Origin of the sequence: Nonomuraea thailandensis (genome assembly GCF_024172165.1) — a bacterium.
Taxonomy (GTDB): Bacteria; Actinomycetota; Actinomycetes; order Streptosporangiales; family Streptosporangiaceae; genus Nonomuraea; species Nonomuraea thailandensis.
Genome location: NZ_JAMZEB010000002.1, coordinates 3517431 through 3538217, shown reverse-complemented (window position 1 = coordinate 3538217; position 20787 = coordinate 3517431). Strand labels below are relative to the sequence as shown.

Genomic DNA, 20787 nt, shown 5'->3' with positions numbered 1-20787 from the left:
GGGCTCCTATACTGCGGGGCGTGAGCCAGCGTCCCCGTGCCAGCCTCGGCAGGGTCTTGGACGACCTGGGGGCCACCCTGCTCGAACTGGTCGCCGGTGACGTCGACCAGCGCGAGGAGATCAGCGGCCTCGTCATCTACGACCCGCTCGACGAGCCCGTGCTCGGGCCGCGCTCGCTGGTGCTCGGCATCGGCGTCGACCCGTCCGGCGACACGCTGCCCCGGCTCCTGGGCGCCCTCGGCGACCACGACGCGGTGGGCCTGGTCGTCCGGGCGCCGGTCGCCCTGACCCCGCAGGTACGCGACGCGGTCGCCCGGAGCGGCGTGGCGCTGATCGGCCTGCGCCGGGGCGCCACGTGGGCGCAGATCACCGCGCTCATCCGGTCGATGCTCGCCGAGGGCGACATCGGTGAGCACGAGCACGAGTCGCTGGGCGGGCTCCCGTCCGGCGACCTGTTCGCGGTGGCCAACGCCGTGGCCGCGCTCCTCGACGCCCCCATCACCATCGAGGACCGCAACTCCCGCGTGCTCGCCTTCTCCGGCCGGCAGGACGAGGCCGACGCCTCCCGCGTCGAGACGGTCATCGGCCGGCAGGTCCCCGAACGGTACGCCACCCGCCTGACCGAGCTGGGCGTCTTCCGCGACCTCTACCGCTACCAGCGGCCGGTCGTCGTCACGCCGCAGGATCTCGGCTACGACGGGATGACGGTGCAGCGCGTGGCCATCGCGGTCCGGGCCGGCGACGAGATCCTCGGCTCGATCTGGGCCGCCATGGACGGCGACCTCGACAGCGAGCGGACGAACGCCCTGCTCGACGCCTCGAAACTGGTGGCGCTGCACCTGCTGCGCATCCGCGCCGGCGCCGACGTCCGGCGGCGGCTGCGCGCCGACCTGATGGCGACGGTCCTGGAGGGCGGGGCGGGCGCGCGGGACGCGCTGGCCCGGCTCGGCCTGTCCGGCCGCACCCTCGTCATCGTGAGCGCGGCCCTGCTCACCGGCGACGAGCACGCCTGGGCCGACCACGGCAGGGCCGCCGAGCTCGAACGGCTCGCGGACGCCCTGTCGGTCCACCTGTCGGCGGCGGTGCCGTCCGCCGCCGTGGCGGCCGTCGGCGGCACCGTGTACGGCCTGCTGCCCGTGATCGTCGCGACCAGCAGCCCGGAACAGCGGGCCGTGCGCCTGGCCTCCGACTTCGTGGATCGGGTCGGCGGCAGCCTTCCCGCGATCGTCGCGGTCGCCCCGGCAGGGCCGGACATCGGCGGCATCGTCGGCGGGAAGGCGCAGGCCGACCGGGTGCTCCGGGTGATGCGGGAGGGCCACACGGCGCTCCGGGTGGCCCGCCTCGACGACGTCCAGACGCTCGCGCTGGTCCTGGAGCTGCGCGACCTCGCGGCGGCGCGCGGCGAGCGGCCGGTCGGGGCGATCGCGCGCCTGATGGAGTACGACGAGTGCAACAACGCCGGGCTCGTCCAGTCGCTGGAGGCCTGGCTGGACGCGCTCGGCGACGTGGGCAAGGCGGCCGCCGCCCTCTTCATCCATCCCAACACGCTGCGTTACCGGCTCAGGCGGGTCGCCGAGGTGGGCGAGATCGACCTGGAGGACCCGGAGCAGCGCTTCGCGGCGATGCTGCAGCTGCGCATCCTGGCACCCCGCTAGCATCCCCCGGCCCGCATGCCCGGGAACGAGCTGCCCCTGACGCCCTGCCCGTGACACCAGCAGCCCGAGCAGCACCATCACCACGAGGAATCCGCCGGGCAGCACCCAGAACGTCGCGAACGAGCCGCTGCCCGCGGCGGGTGCGGAGGTCTCCGGCGAACCAGCTGGGCCAGGGGGCGAGGCGGGCGAACACTCCCCCCTCGCGGGGATCGGCGATGGCGCGCCACCTCATGGCATGGGTGGAATTTGACCTGGTTGTAGCAATTCTGGGGACATATCGCGGGTAACTCGCAGGCACAACGGCGGAAGCCTGATGTGATCATCGCCGTTGCCGTGGGGTGGCGAGTCGATGGGGCGCCGGATGCGCGATGGGTGACAGCGTGGAAGAAGGCGAGCGGCGGAGCGAGAGCGGAGGGGCGCGCGCGCCGTCGGCCGCCGATCTGGTCGTCGTCCTGGTCACGCTGGTGGTGCTGGTCGGCGGCTCGCTGGTGTTGTTCGGCCTGGACGCCCTCGACGGGCCGATCCAGGTCGCGCTGGTGCTGTGCGCGCTGGTCGCGATGCTGGTGGTGCTGAAGAACGGGCACCGCTGGGAGGAGGTCGAGGCCAGCGGGCAGCGGGCGCTGTCGTCGATCACCAGCGCGGTCTTCATCCTGCTGGCGGTGGGCGCGCTGATCGGCACCTGGAACATGTCGGGAACGATCCCGACCCTGGTCTACTACGGGATCCAGGTGCTGTCGCCCGGATGGTACTACGCCGCCACCGCGCTGATCTGCGGCCTCGTGGCCATGTCGATCGGCAGCTCCTGGACCACGGCGGCGACGGTCGGGGTCGGGCTGGTGGGGATCGCCACCATGCTGGGGGTGTCGGCGCCGATCACCGCGGGGGCGGTGATCTCGGGCGCGTATCTGGGAGACAAGCTGTCGCCGCTGTCGGAGACCACCGTGCTGACCGCGCAGATGGTCCGGGTGAACGTGTACGAGCACGTCAAGCGCCAGGCGTGGACGTCCATCCCGGCCTTCGTGATCGCCTTCGTGCTGTTCCTGCTGATCGGGCAGTTGTGGGGGCCCGCCGCGACGGACCTCGGCGACACCGCCGGCGAGCTGGCCTCCCTCGGCGACCTCTACTGGATCACGCCGCTGAACCTGCTGCCGCTGCTGCTGCTGGTCGTGCTGTCGGTCCGCAAGGTGCCGCCGACGCTGGCGCTCATGGCGGCGGCGATCTTCGCCGGGATCGTGGGCATCTTCACCCAGCCCGCGGTGATCCGCGCGTTCGTCGCGGAGCCCGCACTGAACCCGGTCGCCGCCGGGATCAAGGCGGTCTGGCGGGCCATGGCGAACGGGTTCGAGAAGAGCTCGGGCCTGGCCGACGTGGACCGGCTGCTGTCGCGCGGCGGGATGGACAGCATGCTGCCCACCCTGTGGCTGATCATCGGTGCGGTCACGTTCGGCACCCTGCTGGAGGAGTTCGGGCTGCTCAACCGGCTCATCGAGCCGATGACGCGGGCGGCCAGGAGCACCGGCCGGTTGTTCGTGACGGTTTTCGCGAGTGCCTTCAGCCTCAACGTCATCGCCGGCGACCAGTACATCGCGCTGGTGCTGCCGACCCGGATCTTCCGGGCCGAGTTCGCCCGGCGTGGCCTGGCGCCGACGAACCTGTCGCGGCTGGCCGCCGACAGCGGGACGGTCACCTCGCCGCTGGTGCCCTGGAACTCCTGCGGGGCGTTCCTGGGCGCGGTGCTGGGCGTGCCGACCCTGGCCTACCTGCCGTTCTGCTTCTTCAACATCATCAGCCCGCTGCTCAGCGTGGTGTACGGCATCACCGGCTTCAAGATCGAGCGGATCTCCGGTGACGTGGCCCCGGAGCAGGGCGTGAAGGGCCGGCCGGAACCGTGAGCCAGACCAGCACGCACACCGAGGGCGCGCGGAAGATGTCGCTGCCGGTCCTGACCGCGATGGTGGTCGGATCGATGGTCGGCGCCGGCGTGTTCTCGCTGCCGCGCAACTTCGCCCAGGCCACCGGCGTGCTCGGCGCGATCGGCGCCTGGCTGATCGCCGGGGCGGGCATGCTGATGCTCGCCTTCGTCTTCCAGACGCTGGCGATGCGCAAACCGCACCTGGACGCCGGCGTGTACGCCTACGCCAAGGAGGGTTTCGGTCAGTACCCCGGGTTCTTCTCTGCCTTCGGTTACTGGGCCAGTGCCTGTGTCGGCAACGTCACCTACTGGGTGCTGATCAAGTCCACCGTCGGCTTGGTGGTTCCGGTCTTCGGTGAAGGCGCGACGATCGTGGCGGTGGCGGTCTCCACGGTCGGAGTGTGGGCCTTCCACGTCATGATCCTGCGCGGTGTACGGGAGGCGGCGAAGATCAACCAGATCGTCACGGTCGCCAAGCTCCTGCCGATCCTGCTGTTCGTCGTGATCGTGGCCGTCGCGCTGCGCGCGGACGTGTTCGGCGCGAACCTGTGGGCCGGCGCGGCGCGCACGCCCGGAGCGCTGTTCGAGCAGATCCGGGCGACGATGCTGGTGACGGTGTTCGTGTTCCTGGGCGTGGAGGGGGCCAGCGTCTACTCCCGCTACGCCCGCCGGCGCGCGGACGTGGGCCGGGCCACCGTGCTGGGCTTCCTGGCCGTGCTGGCGCTGTTCGCCTCGGTGAGCATTCTCTCCTACGGCGTGCTGCCCAAGGCCGGGCTGGCCGGGCTGCGCCAGCCGTCCATGGGCGGTGTGCTGGAGTCCGTGGTCGGCGTTTGGGGCGCGGGGCTCATCGGGGTCGGTCTGATCGTGTCGGTGCTGGGTGCGTACCTGGCGTGGACGCTGATGGCCGCCGAGGTGCTGTTCGTGGCCGCCAAGGACCAGGACATGCCCGCCTTCCTCGCCCGCGAGAACCAGCGCAACGTGCCGGTCACCGCGCTCGTCATGACCAGCGCGCTCATCACCGCCGTGCTGTTCGTCACCTTGTTCTCCGACGACGCCTTCACCTTCACGCTGAAGCTGACCAGCGCGCTGTCGCTGGTCCCGTACCTGCTCGCCGCCGGGTACGCGCTGCGCCTGGCCGTCACCGGCGAGACCTACGACGACACCCCCGCGGGCCGGGGCAGGGACCTGACGATCGCGGCACTGGCCACCTTCTACACCGCCTTCCTCCTCGTCGCGGCCGGGCTGAAGTTCCTGCTGCTGTCGTGCATTGTCTACGCCCCCGGCACGATCCTGTTCGTCCTGACCCGCCGGGAGCGCGGCCTGCGTCCCTTCTCCCCCGCTGAGCTGATCCTGTTCGCCGTCGTGGCCGCCGGAGCAGTCGCCGGCATCGCCGGCCTGGTCACCGGCCGCATCACCATCTAGGCCCGTTCACACAGAGAGGACGACCGCCCATGACCGACCAGCCCTACGGGGTGCACTCCGAGGTGGGCACCCTGCGCAAGGTCATCGTCCACCGGCCGGACCTGAGCCTGCGCAGGCTCACCCCGTCCAACAATGACGAGCTGCTGTTCGACGACATCCTGTGGGTGGAGCAGGCGCAGGCCGAGCACGACGCCTTCGTCCAGGTGATGCGTGAACGCGGGATCGAGGTGTACCACCACCACGAGCTGCTCGCGCAGGCGCTGGATGCGAGCTTCGAGGCCAAGCAGCGCGCCGTCGAGCACGCCGTCACCCACCTGACCGTCGGCCCGGCCCTGGTGGACGGCGTCCGCGAGACCCTGGCCGGCTGGAGCGGGGACAAGCTCGCCACGCACCTCATCGGCGGCCTGACCAAGGAGGAGTTCGGGGTGGCGGAGCTGGACGGCCACTCGCTGGTGGCCGCCTCCTGCCACCCCCGCGAGTTCATCCTGCCCGCGCTGCCCAACTCGCTCTACCAGCGCGACCCCGCGGCCTGGCTGTACGGCGGCGTGTCGCTCAACCCGATGTACTTCCATGTCCGGCTGCTGGAGACGATGAACCAGTCCACCATCTACCACCACCATCCCATGTTCGCCGGCGAGGACTTCGCCTACTGGTACCCCTACGCGGGCGAGGACGACCGCTTCAACGAGGAGTCCTACGGCAACGCCGCCATGGAAGGCGGTGACATGATGCCCATCGGCAACGCCACGGTGGCGATCGGGATCAGCGAGCGCACCAACCCGCGCACCATCGAGCACCTGGCCCTGTCGCTGTTCACCGCGGGGGCCGCCGAGCGGGTGATCGCCATCGAGGTGCCCAAGGCCCGCTCCTACATGCACCTGGACACCGTCTTCACCTTCCTGGACGCCGACAAGGCCAGCGCCTACCCGCCGTTCCTGGAGGCCGCGGTCGCCTACAGCCTGCGGCCGGGCGACAAGAGCGGCACCCTGGACGTGCACCGCGAGCCGGGCCTGCTGCAGGCCCTGCGGGACGCGCTGCGCGTCCCGCGCCTGGACATCGTGCCCACCGGCGGTGACGACTACCAGCAGGCCCGCGAGCAATGGGACTCCGGCAACAACTTCTTCGCCCTGGCCCCGGGCGTGGTCGTCGGCTACCACAAGAACCAGTTCACCAACCGCAAGCTGCGGGAGCACGGCGTGGAGGTGATCGAGATCGAGGGCTTCGAGCTCGGCAAGGGCCGCGGCGGCACCCATTGCATGACCTGCCCCATCCAGCGCGATCCCGTCTGAACGCCGCGGCCACGGATGGATGAGTTCGGCGCGTGAACGAGCCCGCCCCGGACGCTGACGCCAACCGCGCGATCAGCCTGACCCTGCGCGTCGGCGAGCTGATGCTCGCCAGCGGAGAAGGCACCGAGAACGTGACGAACGCCATGCGCGCCGTCGCCCGCGCCTACGGGGTGCGCCGCATCGAGGTCGACGTGAACCTGTCGGCGTTGACGCTGTCGAACGTCCCGGACGACGGCAGCCCGCCGGTCACCGCCGAGAGGCGAGTGCGCAGGCGCGAACCCGACTTCGCCCACCTGGTCGAGCTGCACGACCTGGTCGCCGAGATCACGGCGCGGGAGCTGGCGCCGACAGAGGCACGCCGTCGCCTGCGGAGGATCGACAGACCGGCGCCGGTCCATCCGCCCTGGATGGCGGCCACGGCGCCCGCGCTGGTCGCCGCCTCGGCAGCGGTCCTGACCGGCGGTGGCCCGGTGGTGACGCTGGCCGCGTTCGTCGCCACCCTGCTCGGTGACCGCGCCGGCACCTGGCTCGCCAGGCGGGGCGTCGCCGAGTTCTTCCGCACGGCCGTGGCCTCGGCCGTGGGGACCGCGACCGCGGTCCTCATGATCTGGCAGCCGGTACCCGTCCAGGCCTCGGCGATCGTCGTCGGAGCGGTGATCGCGTTGCTGCCCGGCCGGTCGCTGGTCGCCTGCGTGCAGGACGGCATCGCCGGCGAGTACGTCACCGCCACCGCGCGGCTGGCGGAGGTGGTGTTCGTCGTGACGGCCGTCCTGTCGGGCATCGGCTTCGTCCTCACCTTCGCCGTCCGGGCCGACGTGCCGATCACCGTGCAGAACGCGCCCACGGCGCCGCTGTCGCTGGCGGCGCCGCAGCTGCTCGGGGCGCTCATGCTCGGGCTGACGTTCGCCCTGGCGCTGCGGGTGCCGCCCAGGCTCATCCCTCCGGCGGCCGTCGGCGGCCTGGTCATCTGGAGCGTCTACGTCGGCCTCCGCTGGCTGGGATGGCCGGCGGTGCTCGCCACCGCGGTGGCGGCCGCCGCCATCGGGCTGCTGGGCTCGGTGTACGCCGACCGGGTACGGGTACCGCCCATGGTGTTCGTGATCCCGGCGATCGGACCGCTGCTCCCGGGCTCGGCGCTGTTCCGCGGCATGCTGAAGCTGAACCTCGGTGACGTGACCGGCGGCACGCACTACCTCATCGAGGCCCTGTCGGCCGCTCTGGCCATCGGCGCCGGGGTGATCCTGGGCATGAACGTGCTGCGCGCGCTCGGCGGCCGCGGCCCTGGGCGCCGCACCAGGCGGTCCTGACGTCCGCATCCGGGGACGTGCCGCGGGCGCCCCCGTACGGGAGCGCCCGCGTGGCCCGGCCGCCGGTGCGTCACCGGTCGTAGCGCGGGCTGACGTTGAGGTTGATCGAGGTCAGCAGGACGTGTGCCGTGGTGTAGCGGAGCAGGTTCGCGGGGGTCGCCGGCAGTTCCAGCGTCGCCTGGGCGTGCCTGGCTGCGGCGCCCACGGTCCTGGTCCCCAGTTGCTGCGCGGTCAGCGACTCGATCCGGGTCGAGGCGTTGAGGCGCCGGTCCCCCAGGTTCAGGTAGAGCGCCAGCAGTTCGGCCCGCAGCAGGGCGGGCGGCGCCACCGGCAGCTGCAGCACCTTGCGGGCCTCGGCCGCCGACAGCATCCCGTCGGGGGCCGAGCCGTCGGCGCCGTCGAAGCGGGTGTCGGTGGCCTGCACCTGGGCCAGCAGTTCGGCCGGCCACTGGCCGCTGTGCAGCAGCCACACCGTGGGCGGGCGGGGGTCGCGGCCGGGCGGCTGCTCGGTGACCGTGGTGGGTCGCCGTGGCCGTGGCGGCGGGGTAGAGGCAGCCGCCCGCGCCGCCGTACGCGGCCGAGGCCCGCACCGTGATCGCGGTCCCGCCGACGGTCAGCAGGCTCGTGCGGACGGTGAACCGCGCGGTCCCCGACGCGCCGGGGGCGACGGTTCCCACGTCCTGGCGCAGCGTGCGCGGCGACACCCCGTCGGGCGTCTGGAGCTCGACGGCCACCCCCGTGGCCGGGGCGGAGCCGGTGTTGCGGTAGGTGACGGTGTAGGTGAGCGCCTCGCCCGCGCCGGCCTCGCTCGTCCCCTCCACCTCGGCTTCCATGCCGGGCACGTGCGCGGTGGTGGTGGCGGTGGCGGTGTTGTCCGCGAGCAGCCATGCGGGTTCCGGCCGGCCGGAGGAGTCGCGGCCGGTGACCGTCACGTGGTTGGTCAGCGTCTGCCCGTCGGTGACCGTGCACGGAACCGTGGCGGTGACGGTCTCCTGCGTGTGCTGCCCGGCCGGCAGGTCGGGCAGCACACGCGTGACGTCCGCGCCCGTGGGCGGGGTGTCCGTGAGGGAGACGGCCGTGGCGGTGCCCGGTCCGGCGTTCCGCGCGGTGATCGTGTAGGTGAGCTCGTCTCCCGGGACGGCGTCGCGCCTGTCCACGGTCTTGGCCACGCCGAGGTCGGCTGCCGCCAGCCCGCGCAGGTCCACGGCGTCGATCTCGTCGGGGGCGGGCCCGTGCACGCCGTCGGAGAAGTAGGGGCTGTTGCTGAAGTTGTAGATCAGCCGGTCCCAGTCGGGGTTGCTGACCAGCATCTGCCCGGGTGAAGGGTCGTCGCATCCGACGAAGTTGGTCAGGTGGTTGAGGTCGACCGCGACCGACGGCTCCAGCTTGGGCTTGCCGTCGGGCAGGAAGTCCGCCTTCCAGTTGAGGCGCTCGTCGGCGGGGCCGTGGAACCAGCGGCCGGCGCCGTTGCCGCCCCAGATGACGCGCCGCGAGCCCGCGCCGGCCACGCCCGGCGCCGTGGTCTCGTCCAGCGCCGCCTCGTTGAGCGTCCGGACGCCGTCCAGCCGCTGGTAGTCCAGCGGGCGGTTCGGGTCGAGGTGCTGGTCGGCGGGAAGGGAGGCCACGGTGGCGAACTGGTGCGGATAGTTCATGACGCTCAGGTAGTGAGGCTTGCAGTTGACGTCGTCCACGCTGCCGTTGTCGGTACGCCCGCCGTGCCCGAGCCCGAAGGTGTGCCCGAGCTCGTGCAGGAGCGTGGACTGCTCGGCGTCGTCGCGGCCGCCGTACCTGTTCAGGTCCTCCGCGGCGGCGAGCCGGCCGAGCGAGACGACGAAGTCGTTGCCGCCCCGATCGTGCAGCTCGGCCCTGCCGGAGACGGTGTTGGGCACCATGGTCCCGTCGGGCCCCGGCACCTGCGCCGGGCTCAGGCCGTTGATGAAGATGCCGTAGCGGAAGTGCAGCCGCTTGAACAGCAGGATCTGGTCGCACTGCGGACCGGCGCGGTCGGCGGGGATGCCGAAGTGACCGTCCTCGCCGCCGTGCGCACAGGTCCGGTCGGCCCTGCCCAGCTTGAGGTCGTCGAAGTCGTCGGCGGGCTCGGGGAAACGCTCGTCCTCGAACCACAACGACTCGCTGTACGCCAGCTCCTCGTCCTCGATCAGGTGCAACGCCAGGCCCTGCGCCCCCGTCGCCTGGTTCGTGACCGGGGCCCTGTCGAACACGCCCTCGACGGCAGCCAGCACACCCGGCTGGGGCCTGAGGCCGGCCATCCAGTCGATCTCGACGAAGACGTCGCGCCGCCGCGGATCGGCCCACCGCTCCAGGTGCAGGTCGATGGTGCCGTCGTCGTCGAAGTCCAGGCCGCGGTGCTCGGCGTAGTCGGTGAAGCCGTCGTTGTCGCCGTCCTGGAACGAGTAGGGCTGGACGTTGTAGCAGACCTGGACGGGATGCCCGTCACCGCCGCCCAGCGTGCACCCCACCGGGTCGGTGAGGTCGCCCGACAGCGACCCGTCGACCAGGTCGAGCGTGAAGCGGGCCGCGGTGTCGCCGCTCCTGCGCGAGGCGTCGGCCACGTCGTCGCCGTTGGGATCCGAGGGCGGGTCGTCCTCCAGGATGCGGACGGCGAGGTCGACCGAGGGTAAGGAGGTGGACACCTGCGCCTTCAGCGTCCAGCCCGCCGGGACGAACACCTGCGCCGTGTCCTCCACGACGGGCGTGGTCATCGACTCCTCGCCGATGTGCAGGTTGGCGAAGAAGTCGGGCTTGCCCATGCCCGCGGCCTCGATGCCCGTGCCGTCGCAGGCCGACGCGCACTCGACCGACATGATGCGCAGGACCACCTCCTGCGTGGCCGGAGCGCCGGCGCGCGCCTCGGCCGCCGGCGCTCCGCCGTACTCGCTGGACAGGCCCGCCATGCCTATCACCGTGCCCGCCGCCACCATCGCCGCGGCGACCAGCGTCCTGCCCCATCGTGCCCGGTTGCCCATCTTCCGCTCCCTGCGTCGGTGCTGCTGGGCCTACAGGGTGGAGGGCGGGCGGCCACGGCGCATGAGTAGGGCGTACTCAATCGCCGGCCGGGTCGTGATCAGCGCTTGGGCGCCGGAGGGAGCTGGACTGTGGCGTTGTCCGCGTCGAGCTTGGTGGTCACCGCGCTCGCGGCCGGGGCCTTGATCGAGACCTTGGCGCCCCACCTGGTGTAGCGCATCTCCATCGCGGTCTTGCTGACGCCGGCCTTCTTGCTCTCCAGCCGCGTGGTCAGCTTGACCGGCAGGCCCGAGGAGCTGACGGCGAGCGTCCAGTTCACCTTCACGCCGGAGTCGAGCTTCCACCACATGGTGGCGCGGGACCAGTCGGAGGCCTTCAGCAGGTCCGTGACGGTCATCGACCCCTTGTACGTCGACCCGCTCCGCTTGGAGCGTGCCAGCAGCACCTTCAGCGTGCTCGGGTCGGCCGCGTTCACGAAGCCGCCGAAGTAGGCGGTCATGCCACTCGTCCAGCCGGGCGACTGCTTGTACCACGTCTTGCCCTCGGGCAGGCCCGCGCTCATCGGGCCGCCGCTGATGTAGGACGTCCGGCCGATGCGGATCGTGCGCTCCGGCTTGCCCAAGGCGGTGGCCGCGGCGCTCGAGTCCTCGCCGCCGCCGAAATCGTCGGCCGGCTTCTCGTCGTCGCGCGAGGCGAGCTTTCCGGTGACGTCGGAGGCCGCGATGCCCTTCTTGCCGAACTGCAGGCGGCCGGTCTGGGTGTAGAGGGAGGTGTCGCCGTACGTACGGAACGAGAACGACACGCCCTTGCCCGCGGCGAGCTGGGCCCGCAGCGCCGCGAGCGGGTCCTTGGGGGCGGCCACGGCGGGCGTGGCGGTCAAGAGGAGGGCGGCGCCGGCGGCGACGCCGATGATCGTCTGCTTCATGAGGCGTGATCATCCTGCATCCAGATCACGAAGCGGAAACGCCTCTTCCGGGTGCGCGGCGCTCAGTACAGCGTCTGCGCGAGGCGGGGCGCAGCGGCTGCGCGGGGCTCAGCGCAGCCGCTGGTCGGGGCTCAGCGCAGCGGCTGGGCACCGATGACGGACAGCAACTGCAGCTTCTCGTAGCTCTCGCTGCCGGGGATGGCGGTGTAGACGAGCAGCGATCTCGGGCAGCCCCGAGACGTACATCCGCGTGAGGAACGCGTGTTCGGCCGGCGCGTGGAGCCGACGGGCGGCGGGGTCGGTAGGCCGGGGCTGAGGTGGTCGCCGAACGCTCACCTCGCCGGCGGGTTGTGCCCGGCGAGGCGGAACAGGTGGTCCCGCTCGCCGAGCGACAGGTGCAGCTGATGCCGCCATCGGCCGAGAACGCAGCTCAGCAGGATTCGACCGGGTCGCGCCATGCCGAGGTTTCCGCATGAAACCGGGCCCGTTCGCTTCTTCCGGTCTCCCTGCGGTCTCCCCCGGCTTCCTTGTTCGAGCTGATCACGCCCCCTTCCCCGCCGGCAGTGCCCCGATCCGTCCCACCCGGCCGAGGCCCCGGCCACCGCATCGATCACCCCTGCCTGTAGACACACAGCGCTACCCTCTCGACACGTCTCAGTTCGGCGACCGCTCTCACCCAATCTCCGAGTACCGCGGCCACTGTTACCCACGAGAGCCTCCTCCCCACATCATCAGCCGGTGGCGGCGACTCCTGCCGGGCAGCCGGGGCAGGGAGGGCGGCACGGTGACGCCCTCCGCAGGCGGCCGGCACCGTCGCCGTATCGTCGAGACCGCAGAGTATGTCGCGATGCTGCACCGCATGGTGGACGCACTCGCCAAGCGGCTCTCCGACGACCCGGTCGGCCTGGTGCATGTAGAGCCCTTGCGCGAACAGCTGCGAGACGCCATGAACATCGCCATCGCCCTCAACCAGGAAAAGCCCCGCGGCTACTCCTTCGGAGAACTGGCGAAGATCCTCGGCATGCGGCGGGAATCCGTCTACGAACGCGGGGTCAAGGGCCGCGCGCTGCTCGCCGAGATGCGGGCCCGGCTCGGCGTGACCAGCCTGCGCCGGCACCGCGAAGCACGCCTGCAAGAGGCGGCACTCCCCGACCGCCGCCCGGCAGGAGGACACCATCGAGCAGATCTCAGCTGATCGAACGCTGTGCGCCGCACCACGAGGCCGGAGCCGGGGGCGCCGCCACAGACTCCCGCGTTGTTGACGCACGCCGATCGACTCATGGTTGCCAAGTGCCTCGTCGGCCAGGCGGTCGACCTGACGCAACTCGGCGAGCCCGAGCCCACCGACTACTGGCTGTCCACCCTGCCGCCCGGCATCCGGCTGCGGGAACTGGTCCGCCTGGCCAAGATCCGCCGGCGCATCGAGCACGAGTACCGGGAGCTCAGGACCGGTCTGGGCCTGACTCACTTCGAGTGACGCTCCTGGAGCGGTTGGCATCGCCACGTCACCCTGGTTCCAGCCGCCCACCTGTTCCTCACTGAACTGCCGTTGACCAGCCCAAAAGCGGTCGGCGCGGCCTAACTTCCTACAACATCCTGTACATGCTCCAGGTGCTGTCAGCCACCTGGAGCGGCCGAGCCCCACCTGCCACCGACAACCGCCATGACGACCCAACGAAGTACTACTAGAAGGCGTAGCGGGTGTGGCTGAACACCTGGCCATCGTGCCCGAAGCTGTACGCCGTGCTGGGTGCCACCGCAAACAGCAGGTCCCTGCCCTTGCGGATGCTGTCGCCGAAGCCGTGGAAGGGCCCCTCCGGCGAGGTGATGTGGACGCCGTACTGCGCCTCGAACGCGGCGATGACCTCGTCCCGCCGCGCTGGATCCGTCACCCGCTCCGCCGTGCCTTCGATCACGATGTCGAGGCCTTCGGAGAGTGAGTTGTGCCCTGTGGTGAGTGCGCAGTGGGCATTGCGGGCCAGATTCTTCGCCTTCTGCTCGCCCGGCCCGGTGCTGAAGTGCAACGCCCCGTCGTGCCAGGCGGCGATCAGCGGCGTGACATGCAGCCGGCCGTCCGGCCGGATCGTGGTGATCCAGAAGACCTCGGCGGCCCGCAGCTGGCGCTGGGCTTCGACCCAGTCGGTGGCGGTGACGTTCTCCGCGCCCGGGCGCGGGTTCAGCGCCGAGCTGTAGCGGGCGTCGAGCTCGGTCCTGGGCTGTTTCGGCGTCATGCAGAACTCCTTCCCCCTTCTTGTAACGAAGGCAACGTAGCCCGGCAGCGCGCAGGCCCGGCTTCTGACACAGATCGAGTTCTTCGCGCGTGCCAGACGGATGCCTCACCGCCGCACCATCCGCTCGGCCGTATGGGGCAGCGACCAGGAAGTGCGGGCGCTGCTGGCCCACCGACCGGAGCAAGGCCCTGTGTCTGCAGCTGGCCAGGCGAGGGGTGGGCGGTCTCCTTGGGTTCCCCCTCGCGGTGAAGCGTTGTGGGGGCGCTACAGGGACTTTCGGCTGCATTCCATTGTTCTGCTCATTTCGCCGCCTGAGTGTGGTGTCGGCGTACTCCCTGACGTGCAGAACTGAGTACGAGTAAATGTGCAAGCCTCAGGAGTAGTTGAGTGGCGATGGGGCTGCAACCAAGTCCGGGTCGCCGCATACCTGGATCCGGAGGTGGTGCTGTACCAGGCTCCGGGTCTGCCGTTCACGGGGACGGGGACGTGGCGAGGCCGGGATGGTATGGAGCAGTTTTTGGCTGCCTTCAGTGAGGTCTGGGAATCGATGGAGTTCCTGGAACAGGAGCACTGGGGTGACGGGGACACTGTGGTGGTGCGCAATCGGGTGCGGTTCCGCGCCCGGGCCACGGGCCAGGAGATCGAGACCCTGATCGTGCAGCTGATCACCGTGCGGAACGGTCGCATGCTCGAGTGCCGTCCCTTCTATTGGGATCCGACCGCCATTGCCCAAGCCTGCGGCTCGGTGTTGTCGCATCGAGCAGAGCAGGGGTGATCAGGTGACTGCGGCGATCTCGGCTCGACGGCGGCCAGGCGGTTCTTGAGCCTGTAACTGGGGCCGTTGATCGCGATGACTTCGCAGTGGTGCAGCAGGCGGTCGAGGATGGCGGTGGCCAGGACTTCGTCGCCGAAGACCTGGCCCCATTCACCTGGGGCTGGCACATGTTCCCGTCGGAGGATCCCGGCTGCTAGCTGGGGTTTCTGGATCCCTTCTGGTTGCCCTGATTCGTGAGGTGAGAGGCGCATGTTAGGTGCTGCCTTCATTCTTCCGGGGTGAGGAAGGTGTGCCGGTGACGCGGACACATCGGCGGCCAGACAGACGGGAAACACCGCACCGGCGCGATCATCGATCTCCGGCACGGCCCAGCTTGGTAAGAATCACTGATGACGGGCCAGAACCAGGGACGGCTAGGGATCGCCCATCTCTAGTCGGGCAGGTTGGGCTTGGTGTCGGTCCAGCCCGAGTCCACGACCAGCCAGTACTGAAGAACTCTGCCGGGGACTTGCCAGGACTGGCTGTCAGGGCCGGGCTTCTGGAGGATGTCCCTGCTGCCCAGAACCCTGCCGGTCCGCTGGTCGAAGATCAGGTCGCGCTGGAGCGTCCCCCGGCCGTCGCGACTTTGGTACGAGGCCGCGAGGGCGACGCCGGGGCGGCCGAGCGGGTCGGCAACGGCGCCGAGCCGGCGTACACCGGGGTAGTCGGTGAGCAGGCGCATGAGACCGGCTTGCACGCCGGGAGGGATCGGGGTGTTGCTGAGAGCGAAGAAGACCTTGTCGAGCACGCCGGACGCGCCGTCGCAGCGCTTGCGGGCCGCGCTGACGCCGCCGCGGCGCAGTTGCCCGGCCACTTCCGGCGTGAGCTTGACTCTGCCCTCGCACAGCAGTTCCCGCAAGTCCTCTGGCTCGGTGGGGAGAGTCTGGAGCTCCGCGTAGGTGAACGCGCCGACGCCTGGAATGTTGAAGGTGCCTCCTGGGTGCTTGTTCTGATCCGCGTCCCAGTCTCCTGACCGGGTGCTGATCGTCCGCGTTACTTCCGATGAGCGCACCTGCCAGCTGCGGGGTGAGCCCGCATCGTGCCAGGCCTCGACGTCGGCGTCGGTCTGGGGCTTGCCGGCCAGGTCACGACCATAGAACGCCTGGCCGTCGCCGCGGGTGCGTCCCGTCCACCCGAAGGTGTCCCATCGCTCTTCCACGACGTACCCGCCCGTGCGGCCGAGCGCGAGCAACGGCAGGCTGGTCCGCTGGTGCGTGAACCAGTAGCGGCCCTGTGGCTGCCGTTCGGCCTGAGAGGCGGCCGCCAGCATCATGTCGCGTGAGGTGAGGGGCTGAGGAACAGGGGCCGCGCCCATGCTCGTCCCTCCGGGCTTCTGCGGTTCTGCGCGGTCGTGGGCGACGAGCGCCATGCCCGCGACCACGGACGCGACCGTCGTGGCGGCCACCAGGCCGAGCGGCAGGCGCCAAGCGCGGCGAGGGCGGCGGCGTACGGTGCCGGCCTGGCTCAGCATCTGCGCCCGGGCCTGGGCCATCGCCTGGCGGGTGGGCGGGGGCGGGTCGTCGTCGTACAGTCCGCGTACGAGATCCAGGTCGTTCATCGACGCATGTCCTCCTCGTCCAGCAGGGGATTGCTCCCACCCAGCGCCTTGCGTAGTTTCTTGCGGGCCCGGTTCAGCCGCGAGGAGACCGTGCCGAAGGGCACGTCCAGAGCCTGCGCCGCCTCTTCGTAGCTGAGCCCCGACAGCGACACCAGCAGCAGCACGTCGCGTTGATCGGCGGGGAGGGCGGCGATGGCCTTGGCCAGCGCCACCTTCAGCCTCTCGGCGCTCACCTTCTCGGTCACCGCGTCCTCATGGCCGCCGGCGGACTCCGATACGGGGCGGAGCCGGTTCACGGCGCGTAAGAGGCGAACCTCATCGCGCCGGTGGCGGCTGATGACGTTGGTCGCGATGCCGTAGAGCCATGGCCGGGCGCTGCTGCGGCTCACGTCGTAGCGATGACGTTGCCGGAACGCCAGGACGAAGGTCTCGGCGCAGATGTCGTCGGCCGCGTGCGGGCCGAGCCGCTGTGAGGCGTAGCGGTGGATCTCCGTGTAGTGGGCGTCGAAGACGGCTCCGAAACAGTCGGGCTCGTCCCAAGACCGCTTGATCGCCATGGCGTCGTCCTGCCACGGTGGTACGACGCTCTGGGGAGCTGCCACGTCGGGCTCCTTCATACACAAACCTTGTCGTCGGCGGTACAGCGGTCACCACTTGTTGTCCGAAGGCCGCCGTCGCCTTCCCCTCGAATTCTGAGAGGTCTCGGCTGCTGCAGGGGCAGGCGGCCCTGCCGCGGCGCGCGCGTGCTCCGGAACTGGCTGATTCACGCATCTGTCCGAGGGTGCACGGGGCACCGGCGCGGCGGCCTCGAGCGCGGCGGCTTCGAGCGCGGTAGCCGATCGAGTTGCGGTCATCGCCCTGGCCGACAAGCGCCCGGGCGTCACGGTGGGCGTCACGGTGGGTGAGGTCGTCACCCGGTCGCGATGGTTGCGTCTCAGCTCGGATGCTCTGCGTCGGGCGGTAGGGCGGTGACCGCCTGGAGGGCGGCGCTCAGCGCGCGGGCCTGCGCCGGGGACTGGGAGGCATCGCCGAGGGGGATGGCGCGGTCGGCGTGGTGCAGCTGTACCACGCCGTCCTGCACGGTGACGGCGTCGATGGTGTCGGCGGGCAGCCGCACGCCGGGCCGCCCGTCGACGTCGGCCAGCGCGGGCACCACCATGCCGGTGGCGGCCTGGGCGGCGGCGAGCTGGCGGCGCAGGGTGCGCAGTTCGCGTGCGGCCATGTCCAGGCGGGTTTCGACGGTGACCTGGCTGTTCAGCGGGCTGCGCAGCGACGAGATCGGCCGGCTGCGCCTGGGATGCATCCGCTGGCAGCACCAGGACGCCCCGATCCGCGGCGACTCCGGCCGGGTCCTGGCTCGCGACGCGGTCTGCCTCCTGGACGTTCCCACGCACAAGACCGGAACCGCGTTCACCAAGCCTGTCGATCCGATCCTCGGCCAGGCCATCGACGCCTGGCACGTCGTCCGCCCCGACCAGCCAGTCTTCGTCGACCGCCGCACCGCCGAGCAGGTGAACCTGCTGTTCTCCCTCCAGGCCCGCCGCATCTCCTACATCAACAACACCGTCACCCCCATGCTCTGCCGCAAGGCCGGCGTCCCGGCCGCCGACGTCCGCGGGAACATCACCAGCCACCGGGCCCGATCCACCATCGCCAGCTACAACGCCAAGATCACCCCGACGACGCTGACGCGGGCCTGCACCGACGCCGGATACTTCGAACGCAACGTCCGCACCGTCGAGGTGCTCATCGACCGAGACGCCGTCGAGAGCGGAGCCGTGGCCGCCGGAGAGCCGTGGCAGTACTACGACCTGGGACACGGGTTCTGCAATCACACCTGCTCTGAAGAGTGCCCGCACCGGATGGCCTGCGCCAAGTGCGACTTCTCCACCCCGAAGGACTCCTCCAAGGCTCTGCTGCTGGAGGCCAAGGACAACCTGCAGCGCATGCTCGCCGCCGTCCCGCCCACCGACGACGAACGCGCCGCGGTCGACGACGGCCAAGCTGCCCTTGACCGGCTTCTCGGTCACCTCGCCGACGTTTCCACCCCCGCCGGGCCCACCCCTCGGCAAATCAACGCCTCGGCCCAGACCACCCTGCTGCCGATCATCGAGATCAATCGGAGGCCGACCTCATCAGGCTGCGTGCCACGACCCAGTGAGTGCCGTACCCATTCTGGATGGCCTCACCGACCTCGCCGGAACCGGCGCCGACGCTGCGGCACAGGCGGCTCGATCACCGCCCACGGCTCGTCGCTGACCTCTCACGGCTTCGGCTTGGCCACCCTCTCCTCTCGCCATGGCCGCGACTGGATGACCGACCGGCGTTGCAAGGGCATCTTGTTCGTGCTGCACACCGGGATCGCCTGGGAGCACCTGCCGCGTGAACGCGGTTACGGCTCGGGCATCACGTGCTGGCGGCGGCTGGCCGAGTGCAACAAGCCGGCGTGCCGCAGCGGCCGAATGAGGTGCTGCTCGGTCGGCTGCGCGCGGCCGAAGCGCTGGACCTCGCGCGCGGCGGCGTTGAAGGGTCCAAAAGGAAGAGCGATCAAGCGCCGTGGCTCGTACCGGAGGAGTCATGGGCGAGGGGCAGCCGGTCGTGCCGCGCCGGTCGGGACGGGGGTGTGATGGCCAGGGCGAGGAACCGTGACGTCCAGGCGCCGCAACGCATGATCGCTGTGTTCTCCGCTGGCATGCCCGCAGGGAGAACACAGCGACCTTCTTGGGTCAACGAGACAGAACCTCGTTGGGGAGGTAGATCGGCATCGAGTCCTCCCAGATGCTGTCGGTCAGCATCTTCTTGCCGGAGCCGTCGGCATTCATGATGAAGATCTGGCCGTAGGGCTGGAAGGTGTTGTCGTACAGTGCCGCTTCCTCGCGGAAGCCGTACATGCCGCTGTTGTAGAGGATGCGCCCGTCGGGATTCCAGACCGCGTGGCCCTCGTTCGCGCCGCTGCTGCCGGTCAGGACCCGCAGGCCCGTACCGTCGGGACGAATGGTGCACACATCGAAATTGACCGCGTCCATCTTGCGGGTGAACAGGATGAGCTTCCCATCAGGCGACCAGTCGGGCAGGTTGTCGTACTCGGTGGTGAGGACACGTGTCACTCTTGTCTCAAGGTCAAGGATGCGCAGACCCCTGTTCTCCGCGCCCCACACGCGATAGACGAGCTGCTTTCCGTCGGGCGAATAGCTCGGAAAACCGGCGTGCGAGGTGCCATCGGTGAGCACCTCCCATTCCGAGCCGTCGGCGCGCACCCGCGCGACCACGGCCGTGCTGGTGGCGCGCATGAAGAACCAGCCACCCAGGCCGAAGGCGATCCACTCACCGTCGGGCGACCAAGCGGGCCGGAAGGCGCCGGCCAGGCCGCGCGCGACAAGCGACGGGTCCAGGCCCCGCCCGTAGGAGTCGAAGACGACGCGCTGGTCCGTGCCGTCGGGGTTCATGGTGACGATCGATGAGTGACCGAGCTGCTTTTCGGTGTAGGCGAGGCGGCCCTGGTTGGACAGGACGGGGAAAACGTCGCAGAAGCGGTAGTCCCAGTCCGAATCCCAGCTGAAGAGCGGCGTGTCGAGCGGGCGGACCGACCAGCCGACCTTGTCATAGATCACTGACTTGCCGTCCGGCGACCAGACGGGCGAACGCACCCAGGGCCGCTTGACGGCCGGGATCGTGCCTGAGGTGTAGGCCAGGCCCTCGTCGGCTCCGCCCTTGATGAGGTAGCCGATCTCGGTGGCGTTCACGAACTGGGGCGAGAGCTTCAGGCCGGGACCGGAGGTGTGCTCGACGCGCACACCGGTCGCGACGTCGACCGAGACGATCTGGGATTCGACCCTTCCGATGTACTCGGGGCGATGGGCGCCCCAGGTGCCCTCGGTAGTGATCTCGTAGAAGACGATCCGGCGGCCGTCCGGCGACCACTTCGGCGAGCCGAGGCAGTAGCCCTCCTTGGTGGCGACCTTGCGGAAGCCGGTGCCGTCGGCGCGGATGATGTAGATGCTGAGTTCCTGGGTGTGCTCCCAGCCCCGGCCGTCGTCATGCCCGCGCCAGGGCGTGTTGCGGTCGCTGGAGAAGGCGATCCACTGGCCGTCGGGAGACCAGGAGGGGCGGAAGTGACCATCGGGCAAGGCGGGGTCACCGGCGACGTTCGGGGCGTTGGTCAGGTTCTTCAGCTTGTTGGTGCGCAGGTCGAGCACCCAGATGTGGGTTTTGTGGTCGCCGGGGATGGCTTCCCGGGTGGAGACGAAGGCGAGCTTGGTCCCGTCGGGCGACAGGACGCCGGCGTCGTGGACCGCCCGGCCGGTCGCTAACGGCTGGATGCCCGTTCCGTCGATACGTGACCGGTAGAGGCTGGAGTTGCCGTCGCCCCTGCGTTCGGAGGTGAAGACCACCGACTGGCCGTTGGCGGCAAAGCTGGCGTGGTAGTCGAAGGTCGCGTTGCCCAGCAGCGGGCGCTCGTTCGAACCGTCGAGGTTGGAGATGTACAGCTGCGACGCTGAGGGACCGATCCGGTTCATCAGCATCACGCCCTTCTTGTCGCCGGTGGCGGCTGCCACGGCGAAGGGCTTGGGCAGGAAAGCACTGCCGACGGTGGCCGCCCCGGCCACCAGAAACGTTCGCCTCTTCATTCCGGATTCCATCGCTGACGCCCTCTCTTCGTGTTTCGATGCGCGCTGAACAGGCATGACG

General features: G+C 70.3%; 15 protein-coding genes and 2 pseudogenes. 9 read left to right on the top strand and 8 right to left on the bottom strand.

From position 1 onward, the window contains the following. Window positions 1-20: 20 nt before the first annotated feature. From HD597_RS19760 to HD597_RS19740, 5 genes are all read left to right on the top strand, one after another. Window positions 21-1655, top strand: coding sequence for a PucR family transcriptional regulator (locus HD597_RS19760; protein ID WP_253744137.1), 1635 nt, complete (start codon window positions 21-23; stop codon window positions 1653-1655). Window positions 1656-2023: 368 nt separating this feature from the next. Continuing rightward, window positions 2024-3547, top strand: a complete 1524-nt coding sequence (gene nhaC, locus HD597_RS19755) for a Na+/H+ antiporter NhaC (protein ID WP_253744136.1) — start codon at window positions 2024-2026, stop codon at window positions 3545-3547. Continuing rightward, window positions 3544-4989: a basic amino acid/polyamine antiporter gene (locus HD597_RS19750; RefSeq protein ID WP_253744135.1), complete on the top strand. Its 1446-nt coding sequence runs from the start codon at window positions 3544-3546 to the stop codon at window positions 4987-4989. Before nhaC ends, HD597_RS19750 begins: the two co-directional genes overlap by 4 nt. A gap of 29 nt (window positions 4990-5018) precedes the next feature. Continuing rightward, a complete protein-coding gene (locus HD597_RS19745) occupies window positions 5019-6278 on the top strand; it encodes an arginine deiminase (RefSeq protein ID WP_253744134.1) in 1260 nt (419 codons plus the stop codon). Between the two features lie 32 nt (window positions 6279-6310). Beyond that, the gene (locus HD597_RS19740; protein WP_253744133.1) at window positions 6311-7585 is read left to right on the top strand and encodes a threonine/serine exporter family protein; all 1275 of its coding nucleotides are present in this window, start codon (window positions 6311-6313) and stop codon (window positions 7583-7585) included. Here the strand turns inward: HD597_RS19740 and HD597_RS19735 are convergent. Together HD597_RS19735 and HD597_RS19730 are read right to left on the bottom strand one after the other, a co-directional pair. After that, window positions 7468-10572 carry a CLIPPER-2 domain-containing protein gene (locus HD597_RS19735; protein WP_253744132.1) on the bottom strand — a complete coding sequence of 1035 codons (3105 nt, stop codon included), beginning with the start codon at window positions 10570-10572 and terminating at the stop codon, window positions 7468-7470. The two genes, HD597_RS19740 and HD597_RS19735, sit on opposite strands and share 118 nt — an antisense overlap. Window positions 10573-10670: 98 nt before the next feature. Continuing rightward, on the bottom strand, window positions 10671-11495 hold the full coding sequence (locus tag HD597_RS19730) for a hypothetical protein (RefSeq protein ID WP_253744131.1): 825 nt from the start codon (window positions 11493-11495) through the stop codon (window positions 10671-10673). Window positions 11496-12279: 784 nt separating this feature from the next. Between HD597_RS19730 and HD597_RS19725 the strand changes: the two genes are divergently transcribed. Beyond that, window positions 12280-12690 carry a hypothetical protein gene (locus tag HD597_RS19725; RefSeq protein WP_253744130.1) on the top strand — a complete coding sequence of 137 codons (411 nt, stop codon included), beginning with the start codon at window positions 12280-12282 and terminating at the stop codon, window positions 12688-12690. A 132-nt stretch (window positions 12691-12822) separates the two neighbouring features. Then, window positions 12823-13077, top strand: a pseudogene (locus tag HD597_RS19720) (IS701 family transposase); the annotation flags it as partial. Between the two features lie 103 nt (window positions 13078-13180). On the opposite strand, the gene HD597_RS19715 reads toward HD597_RS19720, so the two are convergent. Then, entirely contained in the window at window positions 13181-13726 is a 546-nt protein-coding gene (locus tag HD597_RS19715) for a pyridoxamine 5'-phosphate oxidase family protein (protein WP_253744129.1), read from the bottom strand. Between the two features lie 364 nt (window positions 13727-14090). Here HD597_RS19715 and HD597_RS19710 point away from each other — a divergent pair, with 364 nt between their 5' ends. After that, window positions 14091-14501 (top strand): nuclear transport factor 2 family protein, encoded by a 411-nt coding sequence (locus HD597_RS19710; protein ID WP_308210662.1) that lies wholly within the window; start codon window positions 14091-14093, stop codon window positions 14499-14501. On the opposite strand, the gene HD597_RS66780 is transcribed toward HD597_RS19710, so the two are convergent. From HD597_RS66780 to HD597_RS19690, 4 genes are all read right to left on the bottom strand, one after another. After that, complete coding sequence (locus HD597_RS66780; protein WP_276083921.1) at window positions 14432-14752, bottom strand: ATP-binding protein; 321 nt, start codon at window positions 14750-14752, stop codon at window positions 14432-14434. The two genes, HD597_RS19710 and HD597_RS66780, sit on opposite strands and share 70 nt — an antisense overlap. A gap of 179 nt (window positions 14753-14931) precedes the next feature. Next, window positions 14932-16098 carry a CU044_5270 family protein gene (locus HD597_RS19700; protein ID WP_253744127.1) on the bottom strand — a complete coding sequence of 389 codons (1167 nt, stop codon included), beginning with the start codon at window positions 16096-16098 and terminating at the stop codon, window positions 14932-14934. Next, entirely contained in the window at window positions 16095-16700 is a 606-nt protein-coding gene (locus HD597_RS19695) for an RNA polymerase sigma factor (RefSeq protein WP_253744126.1), read from the bottom strand. The genes HD597_RS19700 and HD597_RS19695 overlap by 4 nt, the downstream gene beginning before the upstream one ends. Before the next feature lie 332 nt (window positions 16701-17032). Continuing rightward, the gene (locus HD597_RS19690) at window positions 17033-17320 is read right to left on the bottom strand and encodes a hypothetical protein (protein WP_253744125.1); all 288 of its coding nucleotides are present in this window, start codon (window positions 17318-17320) and stop codon (window positions 17033-17035) included. A 1111-nt stretch (window positions 17321-18431) separates the two neighbouring features. Between HD597_RS19690 and HD597_RS66775 the strand changes: the two are divergent. Next, window positions 18432-18530, top strand: a pseudogene (locus HD597_RS66775) (IS5/IS1182 family transposase); the annotation flags it as partial. Between the two features lie 294 nt (window positions 18531-18824). On the opposite strand, the gene HD597_RS19680 reads toward HD597_RS66775, so the two are convergent. After that, the gene (locus HD597_RS19680; protein WP_253744124.1) at window positions 18825-20726 is read right to left on the bottom strand and encodes a hypothetical protein; all 1902 of its coding nucleotides are present in this window, start codon (window positions 20724-20726) and stop codon (window positions 18825-18827) included. Window positions 20727-20787 lie beyond the last annotated feature (61 nt).

Bases quoted from the DNA above. Each gene is read 5' to 3' on its own strand.
- nhaC (WP_253744136.1), top strand. From the start codon at position 2,024: ATGGGTGACAGCGTGGAAGAAGGCGAGCGGCGGAGCGAGAGCGGAGGG.
- HD597_RS19745 (WP_253744134.1), top strand. From the start codon at position 5,019: ATGACCGACCAGCCCTACGGGGTGCACTCCGAGGTGGGCACCCTGCGC.
- HD597_RS19735 (WP_253744132.1), bottom strand. From the start codon at position 10,572: ATGGGCAACCGGGCACGATGGGGCAGGACGCTGGTCGCCGCGGCGATG.
- HD597_RS19730 (WP_253744131.1), bottom strand. From the start codon at position 11,495: ATGAAGCAGACGATCATCGGCGTCGCCGCCGGCGCCGCCCTCCTCTTG.
- HD597_RS19715 (WP_253744129.1), bottom strand. From the start codon at position 13,726: ATGACGCCGAAACAGCCCAGGACCGAGCTCGACGCCCGCTACAGCTCG.
- HD597_RS66780 (WP_276083921.1), bottom strand. From the start codon at position 14,752: ATGCGCCTCTCACCTCACGAATCAGGGCAACCAGAAGGGATCCAGAAA.
- HD597_RS19700 (WP_253744127.1), bottom strand. From the start codon at position 16,098: ATGAACGACCTGGATCTCGTACGCGGACTGTACGACGACGACCCGCCC.
- HD597_RS19690 (WP_253744125.1), bottom strand. From the start codon at position 17,320: ATGGCCGCACGCGAACTGCGCACCCTGCGCCGCCAGCTCGCCGCCGCC.
- HD597_RS19680 (WP_253744124.1), bottom strand. From the start codon at position 20,726: ATGAAGAGGCGAACGTTTCTGGTGGCCGGGGCGGCCACCGTCGGCAGT.